The 26,395-nt window shown below is 59.7% G+C and carries 24 protein-coding genes and 1 pseudogene; 14 read left to right on the top strand and 11 right to left on the bottom strand.

Annotated features, from left to right (window positions below):
* Window positions 1-81: 81 nt before the first annotated feature.
* Both betT and epsC read right to left on the bottom strand, forming a co-directional pair.
* Entirely contained in the window at window positions 82-2,043 is a 1,962-nt protein-coding gene (gene betT / locus AC1DH9_RS03750) for a choline transporter BetT (protein ID WP_477807821.1), read from the bottom strand.
* 182 nt (window positions 2,044-2,225) lie between these two features.
* Window positions 2,226-3,152, bottom strand: coding sequence for a serine O-acetyltransferase EpsC (gene epsC / locus AC1DH9_RS03755; RefSeq protein WP_054595085.1), 927 nt, complete (start codon window positions 3,150-3,152; stop codon window positions 2,226-2,228).
* Between the two features lie 194 nt (window positions 3,153-3,346).
* Between epsC and AC1DH9_RS03760 the strand changes: the two genes are divergently transcribed.
* The 13 genes from AC1DH9_RS03760 to AC1DH9_RS03820 all read left to right on the top strand — a co-directional run bounded on the left by AC1DH9_RS03760 (window position 3,347) and on the right by AC1DH9_RS03820 (window position 17,223).
* Window positions 3,347-4,339, top strand: coding sequence for a D-cysteine desulfhydrase (locus AC1DH9_RS03760; RefSeq protein WP_427543401.1), 993 nt, complete (start codon window positions 3,347-3,349; stop codon window positions 4,337-4,339).
* Between the two features lie 265 nt (window positions 4,340-4,604).
* On the top strand, window positions 4,605-5,405 hold the full coding sequence (gene tcyJ, locus AC1DH9_RS03765; protein WP_477807812.1) for a cystine ABC transporter substrate-binding protein: 801 nt from the start codon (window positions 4,605-4,607) through the stop codon (window positions 5,403-5,405).
* Entirely contained in the window at window positions 5,405-6,070 is a 666-nt protein-coding gene (gene tcyL, locus AC1DH9_RS03770; RefSeq protein WP_054595082.1) for a cystine ABC transporter permease, read from the top strand. Before tcyJ ends, tcyL begins: the two co-directional genes overlap by 1 nt.
* A gap of 4 nt (window positions 6,071-6,074) precedes the next feature.
* A complete protein-coding gene (tcyN, locus tag AC1DH9_RS03775) occupies window positions 6,075-6,821 on the top strand; it encodes an L-cystine ABC transporter ATP-binding protein TcyN (protein ID WP_019691207.1) in 747 nt (248 codons plus the stop codon).
* Window positions 6,822-7,300: 479 nt separating this feature from the next.
* Window positions 7,301-8,038 carry a hypothetical protein gene (locus AC1DH9_RS03780; RefSeq protein WP_427543408.1) on the top strand — a complete coding sequence of 246 codons (738 nt, stop codon included), beginning with the start codon at window positions 7,301-7,303 and terminating at the stop codon, window positions 8,036-8,038.
* A 418-nt stretch (window positions 8,039-8,456) separates the two neighbouring features.
* Window positions 8,457-9,698 carry an SfnB family sulfur acquisition oxidoreductase gene (locus AC1DH9_RS03785; protein ID WP_477807813.1) on the top strand — a complete coding sequence of 414 codons (1,242 nt, stop codon included), beginning with the start codon at window positions 8,457-8,459 and terminating at the stop codon, window positions 9,696-9,698.
* 39 nt (window positions 9,699-9,737) lie between these two features.
* On the top strand, window positions 9,738-10,931 hold the full coding sequence (locus tag AC1DH9_RS03790; RefSeq protein WP_427543414.1) for an SfnB family sulfur acquisition oxidoreductase: 1,194 nt from the start codon (window positions 9,738-9,740) through the stop codon (window positions 10,929-10,931).
* Window positions 10,931-12,298, top strand: a complete 1,368-nt coding sequence (locus AC1DH9_RS03795) for an LLM class flavin-dependent oxidoreductase (protein ID WP_477807814.1) — start codon at window positions 10,931-10,933, stop codon at window positions 12,296-12,298. Before AC1DH9_RS03790 ends, AC1DH9_RS03795 begins: the two co-directional genes overlap by 1 nt.
* A gap of 119 nt (window positions 12,299-12,417) precedes the next feature.
* Window positions 12,418-13,227 carry a MetQ/NlpA family ABC transporter substrate-binding protein gene (locus AC1DH9_RS03800; protein WP_427543420.1) on the top strand — a complete coding sequence of 270 codons (810 nt, stop codon included), beginning with the start codon at window positions 12,418-12,420 and terminating at the stop codon, window positions 13,225-13,227.
* A 2-nt stretch (window positions 13,228-13,229) separates the two neighbouring features.
* Window positions 13,230-14,354: a methionine ABC transporter ATP-binding protein gene (locus tag AC1DH9_RS03805; RefSeq protein WP_477806068.1), complete on the top strand. Its 1,125-nt coding sequence runs from the start codon at window positions 13,230-13,232 to the stop codon at window positions 14,352-14,354.
* Window positions 14,344-14,988, top strand: coding sequence for a methionine ABC transporter permease (locus tag AC1DH9_RS03810; protein ID WP_477807815.1), 645 nt, complete (start codon window positions 14,344-14,346; stop codon window positions 14,986-14,988). Before AC1DH9_RS03805 ends, AC1DH9_RS03810 begins: the two co-directional genes overlap by 11 nt.
* 199 nt (window positions 14,989-15,187) lie before the next feature.
* A complete protein-coding gene (locus AC1DH9_RS03815; RefSeq protein WP_427543426.1) occupies window positions 15,188-15,817 on the top strand; it encodes a class I SAM-dependent methyltransferase in 630 nt (209 codons plus the stop codon).
* A gap of 245 nt (window positions 15,818-16,062) precedes the next feature.
* Entirely contained in the window at window positions 16,063-17,223 is a 1,161-nt protein-coding gene (locus AC1DH9_RS03820; protein WP_427543429.1) for an AAA family ATPase, read from the top strand.
* Window positions 17,224-17,367: 144 nt separating this feature from the next.
* On the opposite strand, the gene AC1DH9_RS03825 is transcribed toward AC1DH9_RS03820, so the two are convergent.
* The 9 genes and pseudogenes from AC1DH9_RS03825 to AC1DH9_RS03865 all read right to left on the bottom strand — a co-directional run.
* Window positions 17,368-18,252: a transporter substrate-binding domain-containing protein gene (locus AC1DH9_RS03825; RefSeq protein ID WP_477807816.1), complete on the bottom strand. Its 885-nt coding sequence runs from the start codon at window positions 18,250-18,252 to the stop codon at window positions 17,368-17,370.
* Entirely contained in the window at window positions 18,249-19,031 is a 783-nt protein-coding gene (locus AC1DH9_RS03830) for an amino acid ABC transporter ATP-binding protein (protein WP_427543435.1), read from the bottom strand. The genes AC1DH9_RS03825 and AC1DH9_RS03830 overlap by 4 nt, the downstream gene beginning before the upstream one ends.
* Window positions 19,028-19,687 (bottom strand): amino acid ABC transporter permease, encoded by a 660-nt coding sequence (locus AC1DH9_RS03835; RefSeq protein WP_477807817.1) that lies wholly within the window; start codon window positions 19,685-19,687, stop codon window positions 19,028-19,030. The genes AC1DH9_RS03830 and AC1DH9_RS03835 overlap by 4 nt, the downstream gene beginning before the upstream one ends.
* Window positions 19,668-20,333 carry an amino acid ABC transporter permease gene (locus AC1DH9_RS03840; protein ID WP_427543438.1) on the bottom strand — a complete coding sequence of 222 codons (666 nt, stop codon included), beginning with the start codon at window positions 20,331-20,333 and terminating at the stop codon, window positions 19,668-19,670. The genes AC1DH9_RS03835 and AC1DH9_RS03840 overlap by 20 nt, the downstream gene beginning before the upstream one ends.
* Before the next feature lie 267 nt (window positions 20,334-20,600).
* Complete coding sequence (locus AC1DH9_RS03845) at window positions 20,601-21,383, bottom strand: MetQ/NlpA family ABC transporter substrate-binding protein (protein WP_477807818.1); 783 nt, start codon at window positions 21,381-21,383, stop codon at window positions 20,601-20,603.
* A 288-nt stretch (window positions 21,384-21,671) separates the two neighbouring features.
* Entirely contained in the window at window positions 21,672-22,607 is a 936-nt protein-coding gene (locus AC1DH9_RS03850; RefSeq protein ID WP_427543444.1) for a sigma 54-interacting transcriptional regulator, read from the bottom strand.
* Between the two features lie 56 nt (window positions 22,608-22,663).
* Window positions 22,664-23,245, bottom strand: coding sequence for an alpha/beta hydrolase (locus AC1DH9_RS03855; RefSeq protein WP_103320512.1), 582 nt, complete (start codon window positions 23,243-23,245; stop codon window positions 22,664-22,666).
* A 750-nt stretch (window positions 23,246-23,995) separates the two neighbouring features.
* The gene (locus tag AC1DH9_RS03860) at window positions 23,996-24,211 is read right to left on the bottom strand and encodes a hypothetical protein (protein ID WP_477807819.1); all 216 of its coding nucleotides are present in this window, start codon (window positions 24,209-24,211) and stop codon (window positions 23,996-23,998) included.
* 47 nt (window positions 24,212-24,258) lie between these two features.
* Window positions 24,259-25,224 (bottom strand): annotated as a pseudogene (locus AC1DH9_RS03865) (fatty acid desaturase); the annotation flags it as partial.
* A gap of 100 nt (window positions 25,225-25,324) precedes the next feature.
* Here AC1DH9_RS03865 and AC1DH9_RS03870 point away from each other — a divergent pair.
* Window positions 25,325-26,329 carry an AraC family transcriptional regulator gene (locus tag AC1DH9_RS03870; protein ID WP_477807820.1) on the top strand — a complete coding sequence of 335 codons (1,005 nt, stop codon included), beginning with the start codon at window positions 25,325-25,327 and terminating at the stop codon, window positions 26,327-26,329.
* Window positions 26,330-26,395 lie beyond the last annotated feature (66 nt).

The raw sequence follows: 26,395 nt of genomic DNA on the forward strand, positions 1-26,395 counted from the left end.
GCTTCATGGTGTTCAGCGTACCGGTGGCCGCTCTGGTGCTGTTCATGACCTTGAACATCGCCTGAGCAGCACCGGCCTCGGTCAGCGCACCAGATGCAGGAACTGCATGTGCCGCTCGTACTGATCAAGGATGTCGTTGATGATTTGCTCCTTGGTGTAGCCCACCAGATCGTAATCCTGACTGCCTTCGCTCAGGTGCACTTCAGCCCGGTAGTAGCGACGGTTGTTGAGCTCTTTGGAGCCCATCCCGCCACGGGCGAAGGACGGCGTGAAGTAACCGCGCATTTGCGCCTGGTAGATGAACGGAGGCTGATCGCCATGACCGATTTCCAGGCTGACGTTGTCGTTGGCCGGGTCCGGTTGGGTGACCACCTTCAAACCCTTTTCAGCGAACACCGCCGTCACTTCCTCAATCGCCGGACGCACCGTCGTGTCGAGGAAACGGTACACCTCGTCACGCGACGGGAAGTGCACGGCCTGGCTCAAGCGCTGACGCCAGCCACCCTTGCCACGCCGCGATGCCGAAACCGGCGCCAGCGAATGCAACTGGGCGATCTGCTTTTGCGATTCGAGGTAGAACGCCTTGTGGAGCCCCCACATCATCAGCAACAGAATCAGCGAGAACGGCAACGAGGTCAGTACCACCGCTGACTTCAACGAGTCGATGCTGCCAGCAAACAACAATGCACTGGTGACCAGCGCGGTCATCGCGCCCCAGAACACCCGCAGCCATTTCGGCCCGTCTTCATCGGCGTTACCGCCCTTGGCCGACAGCGTCGAGAGCACCACGGTGCCGGAGTCGGCCGAGGTAACGAAGAACACGAAGCTGATGAACACCGTGACGGCGATCACCGTTTTGCTCCATGGGTAAGTTTCCAGCAGCAGGTAGAGGGTCATCGACGGGTTCTCGATGGCCGACAGGCCAAGGGCACTCATGCCGTGGTTGAGCACCTGGTCGATGGCGCTGTTACCGAAGATCGACATCCACGCCAGGGTAAAACCGAGCGGAATCAACAGCACGCCGAAGACGAATTCGCGGATGGTCCGGCCACGGGAAATACGTGCGATGAACAGGCCCACGAACGGCGACCACGCGATCCACCACGCCCAGTAGAACACCGTCCAGCCGCCCAGCCAGTCGCTGGGTTTGTCGTAGGCGTAAAGGTCGAAACTCTTCATCGGCAAGGCGCCGAGGTAGTCGCCAAGGTTCTGGATCAGGGTGTTGAGCAGGTGCTGGGTAGGGCCAGCGAACAACACGAACAGCAACAGCGCGCAGGCCAGCAGCATGTTGATGTCGGACATCACCCGTACGCCTTTATCGACGCCGGCGACGGCGACGATGATCGCCGCGCCCATCATCAGCGTGATCAGGCCGACCTGAATCCACTGGGTGTGGGCAATGCCGAACAAGTAGTCGAGGCCGGAGTTGAGGTRCAACACGCCGAAGCCCATGTCGGCGCCCAGACCGAACACCGTGGCAATGATGCCGAAGCCATCCACCGCATAACCGATCGGGCCATTGATGCGTTTGCCGATCAGCGGATAAAGCGCCGAGCGCAAGGCCAGCGGCAAGTTATGCCGATAGGCAAAGTAGGCCAGCGCCATGCCGACAAACGCGAACACGCCCCAACCGTGCAGGCCCCAGTGCAGAAACAGCACCTGCATCGCCTGGCGTGCCGCATCCGCCGTGCCGGCCTCACCCTGCGGCGGTTGCAGCATGTGCGTCAGCGGTTCGGACACGCAGAAGAAGAACAGCGTGATGCTGATCCCGGCGGCAAACAGCATGCCGGCCCAGGACAGGTAACTGAATTCGGGCTCGTCGTGGTCGGCACCGAGCTTGATCTTGCCGTAGCCAGACAAGGCGGTGACCACCACGAAGACCAGATACAGGGTCATCGCCAGCATGTAGTACCAGCCGACCGTATTGGCTGCCCAGTTTTGCGCCGCCAGCAACCAGGCGCCGGACTCTTGCGGGAAAGCGATGACCACCAGGCCGAACAGTAAAATGAAGGTCGCCGCGAAGTAGAACACCGGCGGATTCATGCGGATCTGACCGCTTGGAGGGGTGAACGATGCACTCATGAAGCGTGCACCTCAATCCAATCGCGAGCAGGCTCGCTCCCACAGGGTTCGTGTCGTTCACAACTTTGTGGGCTGACACAGATTCAATGTGGGAGCGAGCCTGCTCGCGATAGCGGAAGACCTGGCGGTGAAAGCCTCAGGGCTTACTTCTGCGTCCCGTCATCATGCTGCAAGTTGGCCTGGGTCAGGTTGCAACCGGCCGGTACGCTGCGAGTCAGCCAGACGTTACCGCCGATGGTCGAGCCCTTGCCGATGGTGATCCGTCCGAGGATGGTCGCGCCGGCATAGATCACCACATCGTCTTCAACGATCGGATGGCGCGGATGGCCCTTCTGCAACTGGCCGTCTTCATCGGCCGGGAAGCGTTTGGCGCCGAGGGTCACGGCCTGGTAGATGCGTACCCGCTCGCCGATGATCGCCGTTTCGCCGATCACCACGCCCGTGCCGTGGTCGATGAAGAAACTGCGGCCGATCTGCGCGCCCGGGTGAATGTCGATGCCGGTCGCCGAGTGCGCGATTTCCGCACTGATCCGCGCCAGCAATGGCAGCCCGGCGCGGTACAAATGGTGGGCCAGACGATGGTGAATCACCGCCAGAATCCCCGGATAGCACAGCAGCACTTCATCGACACTGCGTGCTGCCGGGTCACCGTGATACGCCGCCAGTACATCGGAATCCAACAGGCTGCGCAGACCTGGCAAGGCCAGGGCGAAATCCTGGATCAGGCTGATCGCCCGCGCCTCGACTTCGGTATCGACCTGGGCGCTTTGCCGTGCGACGTAGCGCAACTCCAGCCGCGCCTGAGCCAGCAGCGCATTCAGCGCCACATCCAGCGTATGCCCGACGTAGAAGTCTTCACTCTCCTCGCGCAGATCCACCGGGCCCAGGCGCATCGGGAACAACGCTCCACACAGTGCTTCGAGAATCTCCGCCATCGCCGCGCGCGATGGCAGCTCACGCCCGCCCTGCTCGCCGCTGATGCGACCGTTCTGCGCACGCCACTGGTCGCGGGCGGTGCGCAGTTGGCTGACGATGGTCTGTAATTGCCAATGGCTGGAACGCTGGCTCACGGTAAAACTCCTCACGTGCGGCGGCCGGACAGTAAGGCCGCCTGAACGGCATTCACTTTACGGTATGCGCTCAAAACGGAATTAAGAACGAATTGTGCTGTTCTCAGCACTTTTTGGCATAAGCGACATTGTCGGTTGCCCGAGCAAATCGGCCTGCCTATAGTCCAGTCATCTCCCACAACCCGTGCGGCCCCATGATCAAACAACAGCTGGCTCGTTTTAATCGTCTGGACCTTCTTGCCAATGCTACCGCTCTGGAAAAACTCGAACGCTTGTCGGCCTGGCTCGGGCGTGATGTCTACGTCAAACGTGACGACCTGACACCGTTGGCCATGGGTGGCAACAAGCTGCGCAAACTCGAATACCTTGCCGCCGACGCGCTCGCGCAAGGTGCCGATACGCTGATCACCGCTGGCGCCATCCAGTCCAACCACGTGCGCCAGACGGCAGCGCTTGCCGCCAAGCTGGGCCTGGGCTGCATCGCCTTGCTGGAAAATCCGATCGGCACTGATGACGCTAACTACCTGGGCAACGGCAATCGCCTGCTGCTGGACTTGTTCGATGCCAAGGTCGAGTTGGTAGAGAACCTCGATAACGCCGACCAACAGTTGCAGGCACTGGCCGAGCGTCTGCGCAGTAACGGCAAAAAACCTTATCTGGTGCCGATTGGCGGCTCCAACGCCTTGGGCGCGCTGGGCTATGTACGAGCCGGACTGGAGCTGGCCGGGCAAATCGAGGACAGCGGCCTGGAGTTCGCCGCCGTGGTGTTGGCTTCGGGCAGCGCCGGCACTCACAGCGGTCTGGCGTTGGCGCTGAGCGAAGTACTGCCGGACTTGCCGGTGATCGGCGTCACCGTTTCGCGCAGCGACGAAGACCAGCGGCCGAAAGTCCAGGGCCTGGCCGAGCGCACTGCCGAACTGCTGGGTGTGAACCTGCCGGCGAGTTTCAAGGTGCAATTGTGGGACGAGTATTTCGCTCCGCGTTACGGCGAGCCGAACGCCGGCACCCTGGCGGCCGTCAAGTTGCTGGCCAGCCAGGAAGGGCTGTTGCTCGACCCGGTCTACACTGGCAAGGCCATGGCCGGTTTGCTCGACGGTATCGGCCGGCAGCGCTTCAATGACGGCCCGATCATCTTCCTGCACACGGGCGGCGCGCCGGCGTTGTTTGCCTATAACTCGGCGTTTTGAGCCTGCCGGAAAAAGATCTTCTGTGGTGAGGGAGCAAGCTCCCTCACCAAAGGAATTACACGAAGCCTTTATATTCCAAAAAAGAATAACAAACTGAATTTATATTATTTTCACATCTAAAAGCCTCGTCATATAGTCCCGCCGCAGGCGCAATTGCCGCGAGACGCATACGCTGCTTTTAGGGCACGATGTTGCAGCCGTTCAATTCCCGGTTTTGCCTGCTTCTCCAAAAAAATGTCTTCCTAAAAAAACACAGGGGCTTGTCATGAATTTTTCCGCATTTCGTCGAAATCTGCTGGTGGGCTCGCTGGGCCTGGTACTCGGTGCTGGCCTGTTGGGGCAAGCGGTGGCCGGTGAGCAGCTGCAAAAAATCAAGGATGCCGGCGTGATCAACGTCGGCCTGGAAGGCACTTATCCACCGTTCAGTTTCGTCGATGCCAACGGCAAACTGGCCGGCTTCGAAGTGGAGTTCTCCGAAGCCCTGGCCAAAGAGCTGGGCGTGAAGGTCAAACTGCAACCGACCAAATGGGACGGCATCCTCGCGGCGCTGGAATCCAAGCGTCTGGACGCAGTGATCAACCAGGTGACGATCTCCGAAGAGCGCAAGAAGAAGTATGACTTCTCCGAGCCTTACACCGTTTCCGGGATTCAGGCGCTGGTGCTGACGAAGAAGGTTGCGGAGCTGAACATCAAGACCGCCGCCGACCTGACCGGCAAGAAAGTCGGCGTAGGCCTGGGCACCAACTATGAGCAGTGGGTAAAGGCCAATGTGCCAGGCGCTGAAGTCCGCACCTACGAAGATGATCCGACCAAGTTCCAGGACCTGCGCGTTGGCCGCACCGACGTCATTCTGATCGACCGCCTCGCCGCGCTGGAATACGCCAGGAAGGCCAAGGACACCACCGCCGCCGGCGAACCGTTCTCCCGTCAGGAAGCCGGCATTGCCCTGCGCAAAGGCGAGCCTGAGCTGCTGGCTGCGGTGAACAAGGCCATCGACAAGCTGCGTGCCGACGGTACGCTGAAAAAGCYTTCGGAAAAATACTTCAGCGCTGACGTCACCCAATAATGGAAGAAGCTTTCCAACTCGCGCTGGACTCCGCGCCCTTTTTGCTCAAGGGCGCGTATTTCACGGTCATCCTCAGCCTGGGCGGGATGTTCTTTGGTCTGTTGCTGGGGTTTAGCCTGGCCTTGATGCGCTTGTCGCGCTTCAAGCTGGTGAGCTGGATCGCTCGCATCTACGTGTCGTTCTTTCGCGGCACGCCGTTGCTGGTGCAACTGTTCGTGATCTATTACGGCTTGCCGCAATTGGGTATCGAACTCGATCCGCTGCCGGCTGCCTTGATCGGCTTCTCGCTGAACATGGCCGCCTACGCCTGCGAAATCCTCCGTGCCGCGATCAGTTCCATCGAACGCGGCCAGTGGGAAGCCGCTGCCAGTATCGGCATGACCCGCGCGCAAACCCTGCGCCGGGCCATCCTGCCGCAAGCTGCGCGAACGGCGTTGCCGCCACTGGGCAACAGCTTCATTTCGCTGGTCAAGGACACTGCGCTGGCGGCGACCATTCAGGTACCGGAACTGTTCCGTCAGGCGCAGCTGATCACCGCCCGCACCTTCGAAATTTTCACCATGTATCTTGCCGCCGCACTGATCTACTGGGTGCTTGCAACGGTGCTCTCGCACCTGCAAAACCAGTTGGAAGAGCGGGTCAATCGGCACGACCAGGAGTCCTGACCCCATGATTGTCGTGGAAAAACTGACAAAGCAGTTCAAGGGTCAAGTGGTGCTCAATGGCATCGATCTAAAGGTTGAAGAAGGCGAGGTGGTGGCGATCATCGGCCCTAGCGGCTCGGGCAAGACCACCTTCCTGCGTTGCCTGAACTTTCTTGAAGAACCCACCAGCGGCCGGATCAAGGTCGGCGACATCGAGATCGATGGCAGCCGCCCGCTGAACCAGCAGCAGAGCCTGGTGCGCCGGTTGCGCCAGCATGTCGGCTTCGTGTTTCAGAACTTCAATCTGTTCCCCCATCGTACGGCTCTGGAAAACGTCATCGAAGGCCCTTTGGTGGTGAAGAAAATGCCGAAGGATCAAGCGTTGGCGCTGGGCCGAAAACTTCTGGCCAAGGTCGGCCTGGCAGGCAAGGAAGACGCCTATCCGCGCAGACTGTCCGGTGGGCAGCAACAGCGCGTGGCAATCGCCCGGGCGCTGGCCATGGAGCCGGAAGTGATCCTCTTCGACGAGCCAACCTCGGCGCTCGATCCGGAACTGGTCGGCGAAGTGCTGGCGGCCATTCGCAGTCTGGCCGAAGAAAAACGCACCATGGTCATCGTTACCCACGAAATGAGTTTTGCTCGTGATGTGGCGAACCGGGTGGTGTTTTTCGACAAGGGCGTCATCGTCGAACAAGGTGAAGCGAAAGCGTTGTTTGCCAATCCAAAAGAAGAACGAACCCGGCAATTCCTCAATAAGTTTCTCAACTCCTGAAGTTGATAATCACCTTCAGAAACGTATTAACCACTGTCAACTTCCACGGACGGAAGTKACATTTACCACACGACTTTACTCGCCTAACCCACCTTCTACCGACGTCCATAATTAATTAATCACCCCAGTCGAAAGCGGTATATAGATACCTCCTGCAACATCCTCCCGCCACGTAACCTCCAACACCCTCAGATTGATCCAACGCCGAAAAACACTGGAAACACTGGCTCACAAATCGAGCACATCCAGGAAAAAGCCGAACAGCATGTCCATCGATCGCTAATTATAGGTAGGAAATATCTGAATAGCCTGGTATTCCCACGTTCTCAATTTGCGTCTATTGACACCCCGTCGACCACTCCCTTATCTAGGCGCTAACAGGTATTTCACAGTACTTGAATATAGTTAATCGCCTACTACCCTAACGCCTTCGACACTTCCGAAATGGACTTCGCTGCAATGTTTCAAGGAGAACACACATGACTTGTATGTCGAACAAAGTTGAACTGGCGGCTCCCGGCCTGACGCAATCGCCCGGCTCTGCCGTCAACATCACTTCCGCTGCTTACCTGCTGATCGAAATACCACCTTATGCCAGCATGGACGAAGGTGATCTGATCGAACTGTTCTGGGACAACTGCTATGTGGCCTCAAGGGTGCTCAACCGCGCAGATGTCGGTCAGCCACTCAACCTGCGGGTTCCCGAGAGTTTCATCCGCAATGGCAGCTCGCGTATCCACTACCGGCTCATGCAAGTCGGGCAAGGCCCGGCGCTGTCCGCGACGAAACGGGTCCAGGTCAAACTCGACTGCCCGGGTGGTCAGCCACACACCCTGTGCGCAGATGAAAACCAGCGTCTGGAGCCATTGGGTATTCCCGAGATGATTCGCCGTCACGGGGTCAATCCGAACCAGATCAAACGTGGTGTACCGCTGATCATCGAACCTTATCTGAACATGGCGGCCGATGATGAAATCACCCTGCGCTGGGGCGATGTGCGCATGGACTTGCCGAGGATCAAACCCGACGAAGTCGGCCACCCGATCAACGTCTGGGTGCCGTCGGCAGTGATTCTCGAGGCCGGTGAAGATAACCGGCTGGAAGTCACCTACTGCATCCTCGACCGCGTCGGTAACAACTCGCGCTGGGCGCCGGCGCGCACCTTGAAAGTCGGCTGCGCCAATCCCTACCTGAAAGTACCGGCCAGGAAGTGCTGAAGGCCCCCCTGAACCCTGCGATCGATGAGATCCCTGTAGCAGCTGGCGCAGCCTGCGTTCGGCTGCGCAGCAGTCGCAAAATCGGACACAACGTTTATTCAGATTAATCGCGATTTCAGGATTTACGACTGCTACGCAGCCGAACGCAGGCTTCGCCAGCTGCTACAGGGTTGCGTTACATCCGCCCATGCGAACAACCACAGGGGCTGATGACACCCTTCTATGCATATTCCTAAAAGTTAGTTTATTAATTTTTTATACGCGTTTAGGGTATATAAACCGGACCACCGGACTTTCTTGATTTTGATTTCGCCGCACGCTGCGGTTTATCCATGAGAGGTGAGGTAGGTATGGTCAGGAACATAATCACCCCGGTGCACATCGCCAGGGCATTGCGTGCAGCCAAGGAGCGGCGCTGATGTCTAATCTGGCAGATGCAAACGTTCAGAGTGATCTGGACATTCCCCCGCTGTTGTTGCCCGCGCACGTTTTGCGCAACGACGCACAAGCCCTCGAAGCAGCCCGTGAACTCGCTCAGGTCGCCCGCTTGCAAGCCGCGCGACGCGATCAACAGCGCAAGTTGCCCTGGGCGGAAATAGAACAGTTCACCCGCAGTGGCCTGGGCAGTATTGCCATTGGCAAAGCGTTCGGCGGCCCCGAGGTTTCATTCGTCACCATCGCCGAAGTCTTCGCGATCATTTCCGCGGCCGACCCGGCACTCGGGCAAATCCCGCAGAACCACTTCGGCATTCTCAACCTGCTCCAGCACACCGCCAACGAACGGCAAAAAGAGCAGCTGTTCCAGAGCGTGCTCGACGGTTGGCGGATCGGTAACGCAGGCCCCGAACGCGGCACCAAAAACACCCTGGAACTCAAGGCCCGCATCACCGCCGACGGTGATGGCTACGTCATCAATGGCCAGAAGTTTTACTCCACGGGCGCACTGTTCGCGCACTGGGTCGCGGTCAAGGCACTGAACGACGACGGCAAGCAAGTCATCGCCTTCGTCCGTCGCGGTACTCCGGGGCTGCGCATCGTCGACGACTGGTCGGGCTTCGGCCAACGCACCACGGCCAGCGGCACCGTGCTGTTGAACAATGTGCGGGTCGATGCCGATCTGGTGGTGGAAAACTGGCGGATCAACGACAGCCCGAACATCCAGGGCGCCGTGTCACAGCTGATTCAAGCCGCGATCGACGCCGGTATTGCCCGCGGCGCCATCGATGACGCCATCAGCTTCGTTCGCGAACGCRCACGGCCGTGGATCGACGCCAACGTCGAACGCGCCAGCGATGACCTCTACGTAATTGCCGACATCGGCAAACTGAAAATCGAGCTGCACGCCGCCGAAGCGCTGCTGCGCAAAGCCGGGAACGTGCTCGATCAAGTCAGCGCCGCGCCGGTCACCGCCGAGTCCGCTGCCCGCGCCTCGATTGCGGTCGCCGAGGCCAAGGTGCTGACCACCGAGATCTCGCTGCTGGCCAGCGAAAAGCTCTTCGAGCTGGCCGGCAGCCGCGCCACCCTCGCCGAGTTCAACCTCGATCGCCACTGGCGCAACGCCCGCGTGCACACCCTGCACGATCCGGTTCGCTGGAAGTACCACGCCGTGGGCACTTATCACCTGAACGGCACTTTACCCGCACGGCATTCCTGGATCTGAACGACCAGAACACTTTTGACCAGATCTCTGGAGAAACACATGACTCTTTCTCACCCCGTCGCGGTCATTACCAGCGATGAACAAGCCCTTGTCATCGCCAGCGACCTGGCTGAAGACTTCAAACGCGACAGCACCCTGCGCGACCGTGAACGACGCCTGCCCTACCCCGAACTGGAAGTCTTTTCGCGCTCCGGCCTGTGGGGCATCAGCGTGCCCAGGGAATACGGCGGTGCGGGGGTTTCCAACGTCACCCTGGCCAAAGTCATCGCACTGATCGCCCAGGCCGACGGTTCGCTGGGGCAGATCCCGCAGAACCACTTTTATGCCCTCGAAGTGCTGCGCGTAAACGGTACATCCGAGCAGAAAAAACGCCTGTACGCCGAAGTCCTCGCCGGTCAGCGCTTCGGCAATGCAYTGGCCGAACTCGGGACCAAAACCGCTCATCACCGGGTCACCAGCCTGACTCCCGATGGCGACGGTTTTCGCATCAACGGCCGCAAGTTCTACGCCACCGGGGCGATTTACGCACAACGGATTCCGACCACGGTGGTCGATGAATACGGCGTCCAGCAACTGGCCTTCGTCCCRCGTGACAGCCAGGGCCTGACGGTCATCGATGACTGGAGCGGCTTCGGCCAACGCACCACCGGCAGCGGTTCGGTGGTGTTCGAAGACGTCTACGTCTCGGCAGACGACGTGATCCCGTTTCAAAGCGCCTTCGAACGTCCAACCCCGGTCGGCCCGTTGGCGCAGATTCTCCATGCAGCCATCGACACCGGCATCGCTCGCGCCGCGTATGAAGACGCGCTGCATTTCGTACGGAGCAAAACCCGCCCGTGGATCGACTCGGGCAATGACAACGCCACCGAAGACCCGCTGACAATCAAAAGCTTTGGCCACCTGAGCATTCGCCTGCACGCGACGGAAGCACTGCTGGAACGTGCAGGAGAATTCCTCGACCGCGCCCAGGCCGACACCAACGCAGAAACGATCGCGGCGGCCTCGATTGCCGTGGCCGAAGCGCGTGCCATCAGCACCGAGATCTCCCTGGCGGCCGGCAGCACGCTGTTCGAACTGGCCGGTAGCCAGGCCACCCTGGCCGAGCACGGGCTGGATCGTCACTGGCGCAACGCCCGCGTGCACACCCTGCACGACCCGGTGCGCTGGAAGTACCACGCGATTGGCAACTACTACCTCAACGATGAAAACCCGCCGCTGCGAGGGACTATTTGATGCCCTCGCCTCTGACAAAGAAAAAAAAGATCCTGCTCAATGCCTTCAACATGAACTGCATCGGGCACATCAACCATGGCCTGTGGACTCATCCACGGGACAACTCGACCCAGTACAAGTCCGTCGAGTACTGGACCGAGCTCGCGCAGTTGCTGGAGCGTGGCTTGTTCGACGGGCTGTTCATCGCCGACATCGTCGGGGTGTRCGACGTCTATCAGCACTCGGTCGATGTAACGCTCAAGGAGTCGATCCAGTTGCCGGTCAACGACCCGCTGCTGCTGGTGTCGGCCATGGCCGCGGTAACCAGGAACCTCGGCTTCGGCCTGACCGCCAACMTGACCTATGAGCCGCCGTACCTGTTCGCCCGGCGTCTGTCGACCCTCGATCACCTGAGCCGTGGCCGGGTCGGCTGGAACATCGTCACCGGCTACCTCGACAGCGCTGCCAAGGCCATGGGCCTGAGCGAACAGGTCGAGCATGACCGGCGTTACGACCAGGCCGATGAGTACCTCCAGGTGCTGTACAAACTCTGGGAAGGCAGCTGGGAAAACGATGCGGTGATCAACGACCGCGAGCAACGGGTCTACGCCCAACCGGGCAAAGTGCACAAGGTCGAGCACCACGGCGAGTTCTATCAGGTCGAGGGTTATCACCTCTGCGAACCCTCGCCGCAGCGCACGCCGGTGCTGTTTCAGGCCGGCAGTTCGGATCGTGGCCTGGTGTTCGCCGGGCAACACGCCGAGTGCGTGTTCATCAGCGGCCAGAACAAGGCCTCGACCAAGGCACAGGTGGACAAGGTCCGCGCCAGCGCCGCCGCTGCCGGGCGCAACCCCGAGGACATCAAGGTCTTCATGGGGCTGAACGTGATCGTCGGTGCAACCGAGGAGCTGGCCTGGGCCAAGCACGCCGAGTACCTGAGCTACGCCAGCGCCGAGGCTGGGGTGGCGCATTTCTCGGCGTCCACCGGGATCGACTTTTCCGAATACGAACTCGATGAACCGATCCAGTACGTGAAAAGCAACGCCATCCAGTCCGCCACAAAAAACCTGCAAAACAACGACTGGACCCGACGCAAGTTGCTGGAGCAACACGCCTTGGGCGGCCGCTACATCACCGTGGTCGGTTCGCCTGAACAGGTCGCCGATGAGCTGGAATCCTGGATCACGGAAACCGACCTGGACGGCTTCAACCTGACCCGCATCGTCACCCCGGAAAGCTATGTCGATTTCATCGATCTGGTGATTCCCGAGCTGCAACGCCGCGGGTCGTACAAGACCGCTTATGACGAAGGCACCTTGCGCGAAAAGCTGTTTCACGCAGAGGCGTATTTGCCCAAGCAACACACTGGCTCTGCGTTCCGACGCTAAAAGCATCGCGAGCAGGCTCGCTCCCACAGGGGAACGCATTCCAACCGTGGGAGCGAGCCTGCTCGCGATGAGGCCCGACCAGACACCCCACATTTCATGCACTGACTGGAATAACCATCATGACCAAGAAGCTCTTAAAACACCCAGTCAAAGCACTGGCCCTGGCCCTCGGCCTCTTCAGCTCGGTAGCGTTTGCCACCGACGCACCGCTGAAAATCGGCACCACCGCCGCGTTCGCTATCCCATTGGAAGCAGCGGTCGAAGAGGCCGGCAAACAAGGCCTGAAGGTCGAGCTGGTGGAGTTCAGCGACTGGATCGCACCGAACGTCAGCCTGGCCTCGGGCGACATTGATGTGAACTACTTCCAGCACATTCCGTTTCTGGAAAACGCCAAGGCCGCTGCCGGGTTTGATCTGGTGCCGTTTGCGCCGGGCATCATCAACAACGTCGGCCTGTACTCGAAGAAATACAAAAGCTTCGACGAGCTTCCCGAGGGCGCCAGCGTGGCCATCGCCAACGACCCGATCAACAGCGGTCGCGGCTTGCAACTGCTGGCCAAGGCCGGGTTGATCAGCCTCAAACCGGGGGTGGGTTACAAGGCGACCGAAGACGACATCGTCGCCAACCCGAAAAAACTGAAAATCCTTCAGGTTGAAGCCGTGCAACTGGTGCGCGCGTATGACGACGCCGATCTGGTGCAGGGCTACCCGGCCTACATTCGTCTGGCCAAGACCTTCGATGCCGGCTCGGCGCTGCTGTTCGACGGCCTCGATCACAAGGAATACGTGATCCAGTTCGTGATCCAGCCAAAAAGCAAAACCGACCCGCGCCTGATCAAGTTCGTCGACATCTACCAGCATTCGCCGGTGGTTCGCGCCGCGCTGGATAAAGCCCACGGCAAGCTCTACCAAGCTGGCTGGGAAGGCTGACCATGAATGCCGCCAACGCCCAGCTTCAACTGCAAATCCCGCCGTCTCGCAGCGCTGAACAGACCGAACTGCACCCCGAGCTCAATCGCGCCCATGTACGCTTTATCGGCCTGGGCAAAACCTACAACGGCCAACAAGGCCCGGTCGCTGCGCTGCATGGCATTGACCTGGCGATCCAGCACGGTGAAGTGTTCGGCATCATCGGCCGCAGCGGTGCCGGCAAGTCCTCGCTGATCCGCACCATCAACCGCCTCGAACAACCGAGTACCGGTCGGGTGCTGATCGATCAGGTGGACATCGGCGAGTTCGATGAAGACCGTCTGGTGGCGCTGCGGCGGCGGATCGGCATGATCTTCCAGCACTTCAACCTGATGTCGGCCAAAACCGTGTGGCAGAACGTCGAGCTGCCGCTCAAGGTCGCGGGCGTGCCGAAAGCCGAGCGTGAACAGAAAGTTCGTGAGCTGCTGGAACTGGTCGGCCTGCAAGGCAAACACGCGGCCTATCCGGCGCAGCTCTCGGGTGGGCAAAAACAGCGTGTCGGCATCGCCCGGGCGCTGGTGCACGACCCGGAGATTCTGCTTTGCGATGAGGCCACCTCGGCCCTCGACCCGGAAACCACGCAATCGATCCTCGGCCTGTTGCGCGAGATCAATCAGCGCCTCGGGCTGACGATCATTCTGATCACCCACGAAATGGCGGTAATCCGCGACATTTGTGATCGGGTGGTGGTGCTCGAACACGGACGAATCGTCGAGCAAGGACCGGTCTGGGAAGTGTTTGGCAACCCGCAGCACGAGGTCAGCAAAACCCTGCTGGCGCCTCTGCAACACGGCTTGCCGGAAGAACTGCAAAGCCGCTTGCAGGCGCAACCGCACTCGTCGGAATCCGCGGTAGTGCTGCGCTTGCAGTTCACCGGCAACAGCACTGATGAGCCCGACCTGGCGGCGCTGTTCAGTGCGCTCGGCGGTCGCGTGCGCTTGCTGCAAGGTGGCGTCGAACGGATTCAGGGCCACGCCCTTGGTCAATTGTTGTTGGCAGTAACCGGTTCGTCCTTGGACGCCGAAGAGTTGCGCCAGCGCGCCCGTCACTGGGCGCAACAGGTGGAGGTGCTGGGTTATGTGGTTTGATCGATTGTTGCAGGGCGTTATCGACACGTTTCTGATGGTCGGCGTATCGTCGTTGATCGCGTTGTTGGCGGGTATTCCGCTGGCGGTGATYCTGGTCACCAGCRCCAARGGCGGSATCTATGAAGCGCCTGCGCTGAACCGTGCGCTGGGGGCCTTCGTCAACCTGTTCCGCTCGATCCCGTTCCTGATTCTGATGGTCGCGCTGATCCCCTTCACCCGCTTGATCGTCGGAACCACCTACGGCGTCTGGGCCGCCGTGGTGCCGCTGACCATCGCCGCCACGCCATTCTTTGCGCGCATCGCCGAGGTCAGCTTGCGCGAGGTCGACCACGGACTGATCGAGGCTGCCCAGGCCATGGGTTGCCGACGCTGGCATATCGTCTGGCATGTGTTGTTGCCCGAGGCGCTGCCGGGAATCGTCGGTGGTTTCACCATCACGCTGGTGACCATGATCAATTCCTCGGCGATGGCCGGAGCGATTGGTGCTGGTGGTTTGGGGGATATCGCGTACCGCTACGGGTATCAGCGGTTTGATAGCCAGATCATGCTGACGGTGATCGTGTTGCTGGTGATTCTGGTGGCGGTGATTCAGTTGGGAGGGGATCGGTTGGCGCGGGGGTTGAACAAGCGCTGAGTCTGCCTGAAGTGATGCGGCGCCAATAGAACTGCTATCGCGAGCGGGCTCGCTCCCACATTGGATACTCGGTGAACACGAAATTGTGGGGGTCGACACGGCCCAGTGTGGGAGCGAGCTTGCTCGCGATTGGCGGCGAAGCAGCCATCCTCGTCATGGCGTATATTCGGCGAACTCACCCTTTGCCTGCGCAGCCGCCATGAAACACACCCCCGACGACCTCAAACAGATCACCGCGACCACTCTTGGCCATTACGATCAGGTGGCGGAGAGTTTTCGTGAAGGCACACGCAACCACGATGTCAGCCAGAACGTCGACGCACTGTTGCGACATATTCGGGGCACGGCACCGTTCACCCTGCTCGATTTCGGCTGTGGCCCGGGCCGCGATCTGCAAACCTTCACCCGCATGGGCCACATCGCCATAGGCCTCGACGGTTCGGAGCGGTTCGCCCAGATGGCCCGCGAAGACAGCGGCTGTGAGGTCTGGCAGCAAGACTTTCTGAAGCTCGATCTGCCGACCGAACGCTTCGACGGGATCTTCGCCAACGCGGTGCTGTTTCATGTTCCTGTTCAGGAATTGCCTCGGGTGCTGAAGCAGTTGCACGGAGCGTTGAAGCCAGGCGGTGTGTTGTTCAGTTCGAATCCGCGCGGGGATAACCGCGAAGGCTGGAATGGCCCGCGCTTTGGGGCGTATCACGACCTGGCGGCGTGGCAAACGTTGCTGACAGCAGCGGGGTTTGTCGAGCTGGAGCATTACTACCGGCCGGCCGGGCTGCCACGTGATCAGCAGCCTTGGTTGGCGAGTGTCTGGCGTAAAGCCTCTTAGGCATAATCGTTCCCGCGCTCCATTCAGGTCGACAAGGAATTCCGGCGCAGCTCGGCCCTCAGCTCGTCTATGCGCTGGTGCAGCGCCTTGCCGAAGGCCTCGCAGCCAGCAGGGCAAAGAAACTCAGGCCAACGACGAACTTCCGTCCGGGACCGGCGTTGCACAGCAACAACCGCACACTTTTGAGGATCATCGTTCTGCCGACAATAAGGCACACTGCCGAGCAACACAGCAGGAGCTCCCGGATGCTCAAAACCCTAGCGGTGGCCAATTACCGCTCGATCAATAAATTGGTGATCCCGCTCGGGCGCCTGAATCTCATCACCGGGCCCAATGGCAGCGGCAAGTCCAACCTCTACCGCGCTCTGCGGCTATTGGCCGAAACCGCTCAGGGCGGCGTGGTCAACGCACTCGCGCGCGAGGGTGGGCTGGATTCGACCTTCTGGGCCGGGCCGGAAAACATCAGCCGGCGCATGCGCAACGGTGAGGTGGCAGTCGAAGCCAGCGTGCGCCGGTCGCCCAAGCGCTTGCGGCTGGGCTTTGCCGGTGAGGATTTCAGTTACGCAATTGCCCTTGGCCTGCCGGAACCGTCGCGCTCAGAATTTTCCCTGGACCCGGAAATCAAGCGTGAATGCATCTGGTCGGGGCCGCTGTACCGCCCGGCGAGTCTGCTGGTGAATCGTGCAGGGGCGGTGATTCGCTCGCGGGTCGAGCGCGATTGGGAGGTGCTGGCCCAGCACACACCGGCATTCGACAGCCTGTTCGATCAGGTCGGCAGCCTGCACGCCTCGCCAGAGGTATTGCAGTTGCGTGAGTTCATTCGCCGCTGGCGCTTTTACGATCACTTTCGCAGCGACGCCGAGGCGCCGGTTCGTCAACCACAACTGGGCACGCGCACGCCGGTGTTGCATCACGATGGCCGCGACCTGGCGGCAGCATTGCAAACCATCATGGAAATCGGTGATCCCGAGGCGCTGCACGCGGCGATCAGCGATGCATTCCCCGGCGCCCGACTGAACATCCAGCCGCTGCAAGGCGCGCGGTTTGCCATCGAGTTTTATCAGGAAGGATTACTGCGACCACTGTCCGCCGCCGAGCTGTCGGACGGGACCTTGCGCTACTTGCTGCTGATCGCCGCCCTGCTGACGCCAAGGCCGCCGACGCTGATGGTGCTCAACGAACCGGAAACCAGCCTGCACCCGGACCTGCTGCCGGCATTGGCGCGGCTGATCATCCGCGCTTCGGAGCAGTGCCAGGTGTGGGTGGTGTCCCACGCCAGCCGCTTGATCGCAGCATTGCAGCAAGCCCCCGAATGCAACGCCATCGTGCTGGAGAAAAATTTCGGCCAGACGGGGATCGTCGGCCAGGGGATGCTGGACGAACCTGCGTGGAACTGGCCGGATTGATTGGCGACTGGCAAACCCCATCGCGAGCAGGCTCGCTCCCACACTGATCTGCACTGAACACAAAACTAAGTGCCCACCGACGATCCCCTGTGGGAGCGAGCCTGCTCGCGATGGCGACCGTAAGATCACTACAAAGGCCCGGAATTACCCCTGCCACTTCCCGCCTTCGACAATCACGCTCTCAGGCTGGGTATCATCGCTCAGCTCTTTACGCACGTACTGGTCGTAAAGCTTGAGCAGGTATTTGTCTTCACCCAGCTTCGCCAGCTCGGCGTTGACCCAGTCACGCAGCTCGATGTTGCCCTTCTTCACCGCAGGCGCAATCGGGGCCTCGGCCCCCAGGGTTTCGGTCAGCACGCGGTAGCCCGGGTTCTGCTTGGCCCAGCTGAACAGCACCAGATTGTCTTGCGCGTATGCATCGCCGCGACCGCTGGCCAGGGCTTGCAGCGACTCGGAGTTTTTCTCGAACTTCAGCAGCTTCCAGTCCGGGTGGTTCCTGGTCAGCCAGATATCGGCAGTGGTGCCGGTGGTGACGATAGTGGTGMGGGTGGCCAGGTCATCAAGGCTTTTGACCGAACTTGCCTGCGGCACCAGCGCCTGCACCGCGACCTTGAGGTTCGGGTTGGTGAATTCCACCGCTTCCTTGCGCTCCGGGGTGACGGTCATGTTGGCGAGGATCAGGTCGACCTTGTCGCTTTGCAGGAACGGAATCCGACTCGCCGGCTCGACCGCGACGAACTCGACCTTGTTCTCGTCGCCCAGCAGGTCCTTGGCAAATTGACGGCCGATGTCGGTGTCAAACCCCACGTAGCGTCCGGCTTCATCGACGAAGCCGAACGGCGGTTTGTCGGTGAATACACCAACGATCAGCTTGTCCCGGGCTTTGATTTTTTCCAGGTAGCTGGCCGCCGGCGCCACGCTGGCAGTAGAGGCCGCAGGTTTGGCAGGCGCTTCGGATTTATTGCACCCGGCCAACAGCGCGAGGCCGAACAATGGGAGTAGCAGCAGTGAAGACTTGGCAGTTTTCATGACAGTTCCAATTCCTTTTCAAGAGTCTTTTTGGGCAGTGCTTCGACGTAGGAGAACTTCTCCAGGAACTGCTGCGCTCGTGCGGTTTGCGGGTTCGTAAAGAAAATCTCGGGAGGGTTTTGTTCGAGGATGCGCCCGGCGTCCATGAACACAATGCGGTCGGCCACCGCACGGGCGAAGGCCATTTCATGAGTCACGATCAACAGCGTCATGCCGTCGCGGGCCAGGCCCTGAATCACTTCCAGCACTTCCTTGACCATCTCCGGGTCAAGGGCCGCGGTGACTTCATCGAACAGCATCACCTGCGGGTTCATGCACAGTGAGCGGATGATGGCGATGCGTTGCTGCTGACCACCGGAAAGCTGGCGCGGGAAAGCCTCGCGCTTGTCCGCCAGGCCGACCCGTTCCAGCAGCGCCAACGCTTGCTCGCGAGCTTCGCGCGGTGGGCGTTTTTGCACCTTGAGCGGGCCGAGCAGGAGATTGTCGAGCACGCTCATGTGCGGAAACAGGTGATAACTCTGGAACACCATGCCGATCTGCTGGCGCACTTCGCGCCAATCGGTGGTCTTGTTCAGTAACTCGCGCCCGGCGAAACGCAACTCGCCGCTGTGGGCGACTTCCAGACCGTTGAGGCAACGCAGCAATGTGCTTTTGCCGCAGCCGCTGGGACCAAGAATGACGATCACCTCGCCGGTTTCGACGCTCAAGTCGATCCCGTTGAGGACCTGATGCTCACCGAAGAACTTGTTGAAACCCTTGAACTCGATCAATGCGCTCATGCTTGCGTCCAGCGCCGTTCCAGCACGCGGGAAGCGGCCGAGAGCGGGTAGCAGATAAAGAAGAAAAACAGGAATAACGCGCCGTAGATCAACACCGACTCGTAGGTACGCTCGATGATCTGCTGGCCAACCTTGATCACGTCGACCACGCCGATCAACACCGCCAGCGAGCTGGTCTTGATGATCCGCGTGTAGACGTTGATGGTCGGTGGCGTCATGCGTTTCAGTGCCTGGGGCAGCAACACGYAACCGAACAGCTGGGGRCCGGACAGCCCGATCGACAGCCCCGCTTCACGCTGGCCACGGGGCAAGGAATGCAGTGCGCCGCGCACCACTTCACCGACTTCACTGGCGCCCCACAACGACAGCACCAGCACCGCGCACCAGAAACTCGGCAAGCTCAGGCCGAAAAAGATCGGCAGACCGAAGAACAGCAAATACAGCCAGACCAGCACCGGGATTGCCCGGAACAGCTCCAGATAGACTCGCAGCAACGCGTTCAACCACTTCGAATTCAGACTGCACAGCACGCCGTAGAGCACTCCGCCCACGGTACTGATCGCGATACTCAAAAACGAAATCGACAAGGTTTGCGCAGCGCCTTTGCCTAACTGCGGCAAAGACACCCAAAGCAACTCAAGACCCGAACTGGCCATGCTGGAGCCTCCTTTCCAGGCGGCTGAGCAGCAGCGACAACGGCAAGAACAGCAACACGCAGGTCAGCGTCAGCACGGCGAGCATTTCGTAGGTTTTGTAGTACAGCGCGATGTAGCTCTTGGTGGTGTAGAGAATCTCCGGCACCGCCACCGCCGAGACCACGGTGGTTTCCTTGAGCAGGAAAATGAAGTTGGCAAACAGCGATGGCAGGCTGAGGATCCCCGCTTGCGGCAGGATCACGTAGCGCAGCAATTGCCAGCGAGACAAGCCGATGGAGCGCCCCGATTCCAGTTGCGCCGCAGGCACCGCTTCAACGCCGGCCCGCAACACTTCGGTGAGGTAGGCTCCGCCAAGAAAGGTCATGGTGATGATCGCCGCGGCAAAGCCGGAAACCTTCACCCCAAGCGCAGGTAACGCAAAGTAGACGAAGAACAGTTGAATCAGCAGCGGCGTGTTGCGCGCCAGCTCCACGTACAACGCCACCAGGCGCTGCAAGTACGGCGTGCGGAACACCAGGAGCGTCGCGTTGATCAGGGCGACCAGCAACGAAGTGCCGATGGCGATCAGACCGACCTGCAGCGTCACGCCTACGGCGCGCAGAAACGCCGGCAGGGTGCTGAGGATGAAAGCGTAATCGAACGTCATTGAAGATCCTGAACGCCGCAGGGTAAGCGACGGTGGCGCAGTCCATTGGGCTGTGGATAACAACCCGGCAGAGATCGACTTTAAAGGTATAAAAAGAAACTTTTAAATACTGACGGCGTTACGCCGGGCGTTGAATACGCGGGGCTAGTTAGAGTGAGGGGTGATTTTCAGGCCAGACTCAATTCTTGAAATTGACTCCCTCAATAAAAAACGCCGACGCTATCGAAAGCCGCCGGCGTTGAAACCTCGAAGGGGTTTACCGCTCAATCAGAACGCCGRCAGTACCGCGCCGTTGTACTTCTTGGCGATGAATGCCTTCACTTCAGGGCTGGTCAGGGCCTTGGCCAGCTTCTGCATCGCTACGCTGTCCTTGTTGTCTGGACGCGCGACCAGGAAGTTCACGTAGGGCGAATCCGCACCTTCGATCACCAGTGCGTCTTTAGCCGGGTTCAAACCCGCTTCCAGCGCGTAGTTGGTGTTGATCATGTCCAGGTCGACCTGATCCAGCACACGCGGCAGCATCGCCGATTCCAGTTCCTTGAACTTGAAGTTGTGCGGGTTCTTGGCGATGTCTTTCGGAGTCGCCAGGGCGTTTTTCGGATCTTTCAATTCGATCAGGCCGGCTTTCTGCAACAGGATCAGCGCGCGGCCGCTGTTGCTGCCTTCGTTCGGGATAGCGATGGTTGCGCCGTCTTTCAGCTCAGCCAGGGTTTTGACTTTCTTCGAGTAGCCGCCGAACGGTTCAACATGGACGCCGATCACGGTCACCAGGTGAGTGCCTTTGCCTTCGTTGAAGCTTTTCAGGTACGGCAGGGTCTGGAAGTAGTTGGCGTCCAGACGCTTCTGATCGACCTGCACGTTCGGTTGTACGTAGTCGGTGAAGACCTTGATTTCCAGATCCACGCCTTCTTTGGCGAGGGTCGGTTTGATCAGCTCGAGGATCTCGGCGTGCGGCACCGGCGTTGCGGCAACCACCAGTTTCTCGCCAGCCTGGGCCAGGCCCGCAGTCAGGGCAGCCGCCAATGCGGTGAACAACAGAACCTTTTTCATGCAGTGTCCTTATTTGTCGTTATCGACAACGGCTAAAAAATGAAATGCCAGTGAAGGGCTATCGCTGGTGTGGTGCGGACGATACCGAGATTTTTTATTCCCGAACAATATCTTTTATTCACTTTCATATTCCATTTTTCTCACGTGACAATCACGAGCTCTGTAGCAGCTGGCGTAGCCTGCGCTCGGGCGCGCAGCGGCCGTCATCCAGACACCGCGACTCTTCAGCAAAAATGGTTTCAACCGTTTTACGCCTGCTTCGCAGCCGAACGCAGGCTACGCCAGCTGCTACAGGGTTTGCGTCAAGTTTTCGAGCAAACGTTTAAGCGCTGCGCGCTCGCCGGCAGAACCGGAGGTGATCACCTGCGTTGCCTCTCGCTCGATCAACTCCAATGGCGCAACCACCTGGGGCAAATTCAAATGCTCCGGAAGAATTTCCTCGCCACTGCTCACCAGCAAGGCAAAGTGAATGACGTTCTCCAGTTCACGGGTATTGCCCGGCCAGCTGTGCCGTTCCAGAACCTGCTGGGCCGCGTCGCTGATAAACGGCACCGGCAGGTCGAGGCGCTGGCTGTAGATACCGAGGAAATACTCGGCCAATGACTGAATGTCACCGACTCGCTCACGCAAGGCCGGCAATTCGAGCCGACCTTCGCTGAGGTAGTGGTAGAGCCGCTCATGGAATTTGCCAGCGGCCACGGCTTGCGCCAGATCGATGCTGGTCGCTGCCACCAGGCGCACATCCACCGGGCTCGGTTGCTGTGCACCGACGCGGGTGACTTCGTGATTTTCCAGCGCGGCGAGCAGCTTGATCTGAATCGGCAACGGCAAATCGCCGATTTCATCCAGGTACAACGTGCCGCCATTGGCCGAACCAAACCAGCCGGCGCGACTGCTGGCCGAACCACTGAAACTGCCGCCGGTATAACCGAACAACTCGGCATCGGCGTAGGTTGGACTGATAGCGCCGCAGTTGACCGATACGAACAGACCGCCGCGATCACTGGCTCGGTGAATGTGCCGTGCCAGCAGCTCTTTGCCGCTGCCGGTTTCACCGCGAATCAACACCGAGATCGAGCGCGGCGCCAGTTGCTCCAGCTCCTGGCGCAGCTGTCGCGAGCGCGGGTCGACAAACACCAGTGCCTTGGCGCGAATGCTCAACGGGCTTTTTTCAGCGTCGGGAAAGGTCAGCAAGGGCTGACCGAAAGACTCATGCAAACTCATGGCAGACTCCCGCCCAGAACCGCCGGGAGACGGGGGCGTTTAAATAATAAAGAGGTTCAAGCGCGGCGCAGGGCGTGATGTTCCATGCGGTTTTGCAGGCGATACAGGTAGGCAAAACCCTGCTCCCAACGATGGTGACCGGACTTCACGTTGATGTGCCCGGCACCCGCCAGAATCCCCGCTTCGGCGCCCCAGTTTCGTGCCAATTCAAGCGCCCGTGGAGCGCTGACAGCGGCATCGTTGTCGGAACTCACCACCTGGCTCGGGAACGGCAGCAGGTGCGTCGGAATCGGTGCAAAGTTACGCAACGCAGGCACGCAGGCCGGGCGCTCGACATCGGCAGGCGCCACCAGCAAGGCCCCGCGAACCTGACGCAACGCCTGCAACGGCGCAGTAGCCGCCCAATGGGCCACGGTGATGCAACCCAGGCTGTGGGCAATCAGGATCACCGGCGTGCTGTCGGCATCGATCGCTTCGGCCAGCGCCGCGACCCAATCCTCGCGACGCGGCGTCAGCCAGTCGGCCTGCTCCACCCGCGCGCTGTTCGGCAGGCTGTTCTGCCAATGGCTTTGCCAATGATCCTCTGGCGATCCTTGCCAGCCCGGCACAATCAGGTAGCGAATTGACTCGTTGCGCATGGGGAGCTCTCCTGTGCGTGTCTGTTCCTGGTCGAGTATAGGGAGGGGATTTATATTCGTTAAGGAATAAGAAGCTATTTATTAAGATCTATATCGAATATAAAACTGATATTCCTGTGGGAGCGAGCCTGCTCGCGATGGGGCCGTGCCAGTCAACATTGATGCCCGCTGACACTCCGCTATCGCGAGCAGGCTCGCTCCCACAGGGATTGTGTTTTGCTTTCAGAAAAAAAAGGGGCCGCACCCTGCCAAGGAGACGGCCCCGGAAATCGAAAATCTGTTAACCCGCGGTAATCGCCGACAGCTCGGCACTCTCAAATGTTTAACACGGACAGGTTGCGGTTCAATGAATCGATCTGCCTGCGCCTGCCCCCCCCACGACAGCTTCGATGGATGAATCATTGCTTCAATGGCTTATTTCCGAAAGTGATATTTTATGCTTTGCATAGATCAATACAGACTAACAAAGTCTGTATCTCCTACTAACCCTGGAATCAAAGGGCTACAGAGCAATACAGTGAATGCCACGCTTTTGCAGGCACTGAAACTACTCGGAGAACGCATGATTTTTCGAGAGAGAACAGGAGCGTTGCGACTATCCAAGCGGCAGGATCAAACATAAAAGCCAGGAAACCACGCCGACTAAAACAGCCAAAACCTATAAACGTCGACTGATTAAAAATCAAAAAACACAAACAAGCCGCCCGCACTTTTTACAGGCGGGCAGCCGGGAAGCATTGATCGTGAAGTTTATTGTTTGACGAACTCGCCAGCCAAGCCTACTACATCACCGTCGAAGTTATTGCGAGAACCAAAAGCCTTGAGTTTTGAGTAATTATGATCGGGCGAGAAGAGTGTCCACGCCTGATAACCAGTGCCATCGTTAAGGGCTGCGATCGTGATGATGGTTGGCTGGCCTGTGCTGTTCTGGAAGTGGTAGTGCCCAAAACTGATATCATAATTCACACCGTTCTGGCTCAATTTACCACTGAAGGATCCATTCGAATCATTGCCATCAGTTTATGCGCCACCGGCACGGTCAGTTGGCGGATATAAAATGGCTCTTTGACCACAAAGTGATGGATGCCGTGGCTGCTGCCGAAGTTGAAGCAGAACGCCTGCAACGGCCACATCCACCAGGGATTCAGCACCTGGGTCTGCTGGATCACGTTACCCGGCTCGATGTCGCCGTAGTAGTGCATGTTCGAGCTGACGAAGTGCAGGCAAAAGGTGCGCAGCACGTTCGGGCCGATGATCACCACGGCGGCGATATCGATCACCTGCATCACCGACAGCGTGGTCGCCGACCACTCCACCGAGGAGCCCAGCAAAGACGCAATGCCGTTGGCCGCGTGGAAACCGAGAAACAGGTACCACGCGCTCCAGTGCACCAGCGCCAGTGGCGCGTAAACTTTCAAAGAGCGTTTGATGATGCTGAATTTATGCGCCCAGGTCTTGGCCCGCAGCATGCGGATAAACGCCGACATTACGTTGTCGCCGACCATCAGCAAACGCGCGATACCCCACGGCTCGCCATTGGTGATCGCACGCTCTTCCATGTCGGCTTCGCTGCCGGACACCTTGTGGTGGTTGAGGTGCAGATGACGGCGGATCCACGGGTTGATGGTGCTTGGCCGCGCCAGCCAGACCAGGCCCATCATCAGGTTGTGCGGCAGGCGTTGCTTGCGGAAATACATGCTGTGGATCAGGTCGTGTTCCAGCTCATGGGTCAGCGAGGCAAAAAACGCGTTCAGCAGCAAACACGCCCACCAGGCCATGTGTCCGGTCATGTAGAGCGCCGCCGAGCCGATCATCCCGGCCAGGGCGAAGGCCAGAATGCCCACGCCCAAGGCGTCCTGATGATCGAGAATCGGATAGCGCTTGCGCAGTTCGACACCGCGGGCGAGCACCACTTCACGAATGTGTGCAGATCGTTGTTGTGCATTCAGGCGTTGAGGACTTGCAGAAGTACCGTACATGCTTCCATCCTTTAGTTATTGATGTTCACATCCTGCCCTGTGCGATTGCTTCGGGCGTTAGCTGTGAACGCCAACCTGTTGACCGGAAGCGCCAATCATCATGATTGAACCCACCTCCCTCGCCAGCTGGACCCGCGCTTTGCGCAAGCAACTCGACGCCCTCGGCCTCGACAGCAACGCGCTGTGCCTGCAAGCCGGGCTCGACCCGCAGCTGATGGACGACCCGAACGCCCGCTATCCGTTATCGGCCACGACCCGACTGTGGGAACTGGCGGTCGAAGTCAGCGGCGACCCGGCGATTGGTTTGCGGGTGTCGCGATTCGTCAGTCCGACCACCTTCCACGCGCTGGGTTATGCGTTGGTGGCCAGCGGCAGTCTGCGTGAGGTGTTCGAGCGCATCGTGCGGTATCACCAGGTGATCAGCGACGCCTTGGACCTCGAACTGACCCGTGGTGAAGATCGTTATTGCTTCACCCTCAAGGTGCCCGAAGGCAGCCCGGCGCCAGCACGGGAAGCGATCGACGCCTTCGCCGCGATCTACGTGCGCACCTGTCGCAACMGTCTGGGTCGGGACTACGCGCCGCTGGCGGTGTACCTGCGTCGCCCGGAACCGGCCGACCCGAAACAATGGCACGCGGTGTTCCGCGCGCCGATCTTCTTTGCGGCTGATGAAGACCGGCTGGAGTTTTCCATCGAAGACTTCGAAAGCCATCTGGATGACGCCAACCCGGAACTCGCCGAACACAACGAAACCGTACTCAAGCGCGCACTGACGCAACTGCGCCTGCTGACCTGGGAGCGCAAGGTGCTCGATGCCATCGAAGCACAGCTGCCGGAAGGCGAACCCAGCGCCGAACGTATCGCCGAGACCTTGCACTTGAGTTTGCGCAGCTTGCAACGGCACCTGGCGGACGAAGGCTGCCGGTTCGATACGTTGCTCAATGAGTGTCGTGAAAATCTGGCGCTGCTGCACTTGCGAGACCCGCAATGTTCGCTGAGCGAAATCAGCTACCTGCTCGGATTCGCCGATACCAGCAGCTTCAGCCGCGCCTTCAAACGCTGGACCGGAATGACGCCGGGGCAGTTTCGCGATGGGCTGCGGTAAAGCGTCGGGACTTGCGCCGCTTTTGCCGGCCTCATCGCGAGCAGGCTCGCTCCCACAGGAATAGCG

This window comes from Pseudomonas sp. 05T35 (assembly GCF_056396605.1).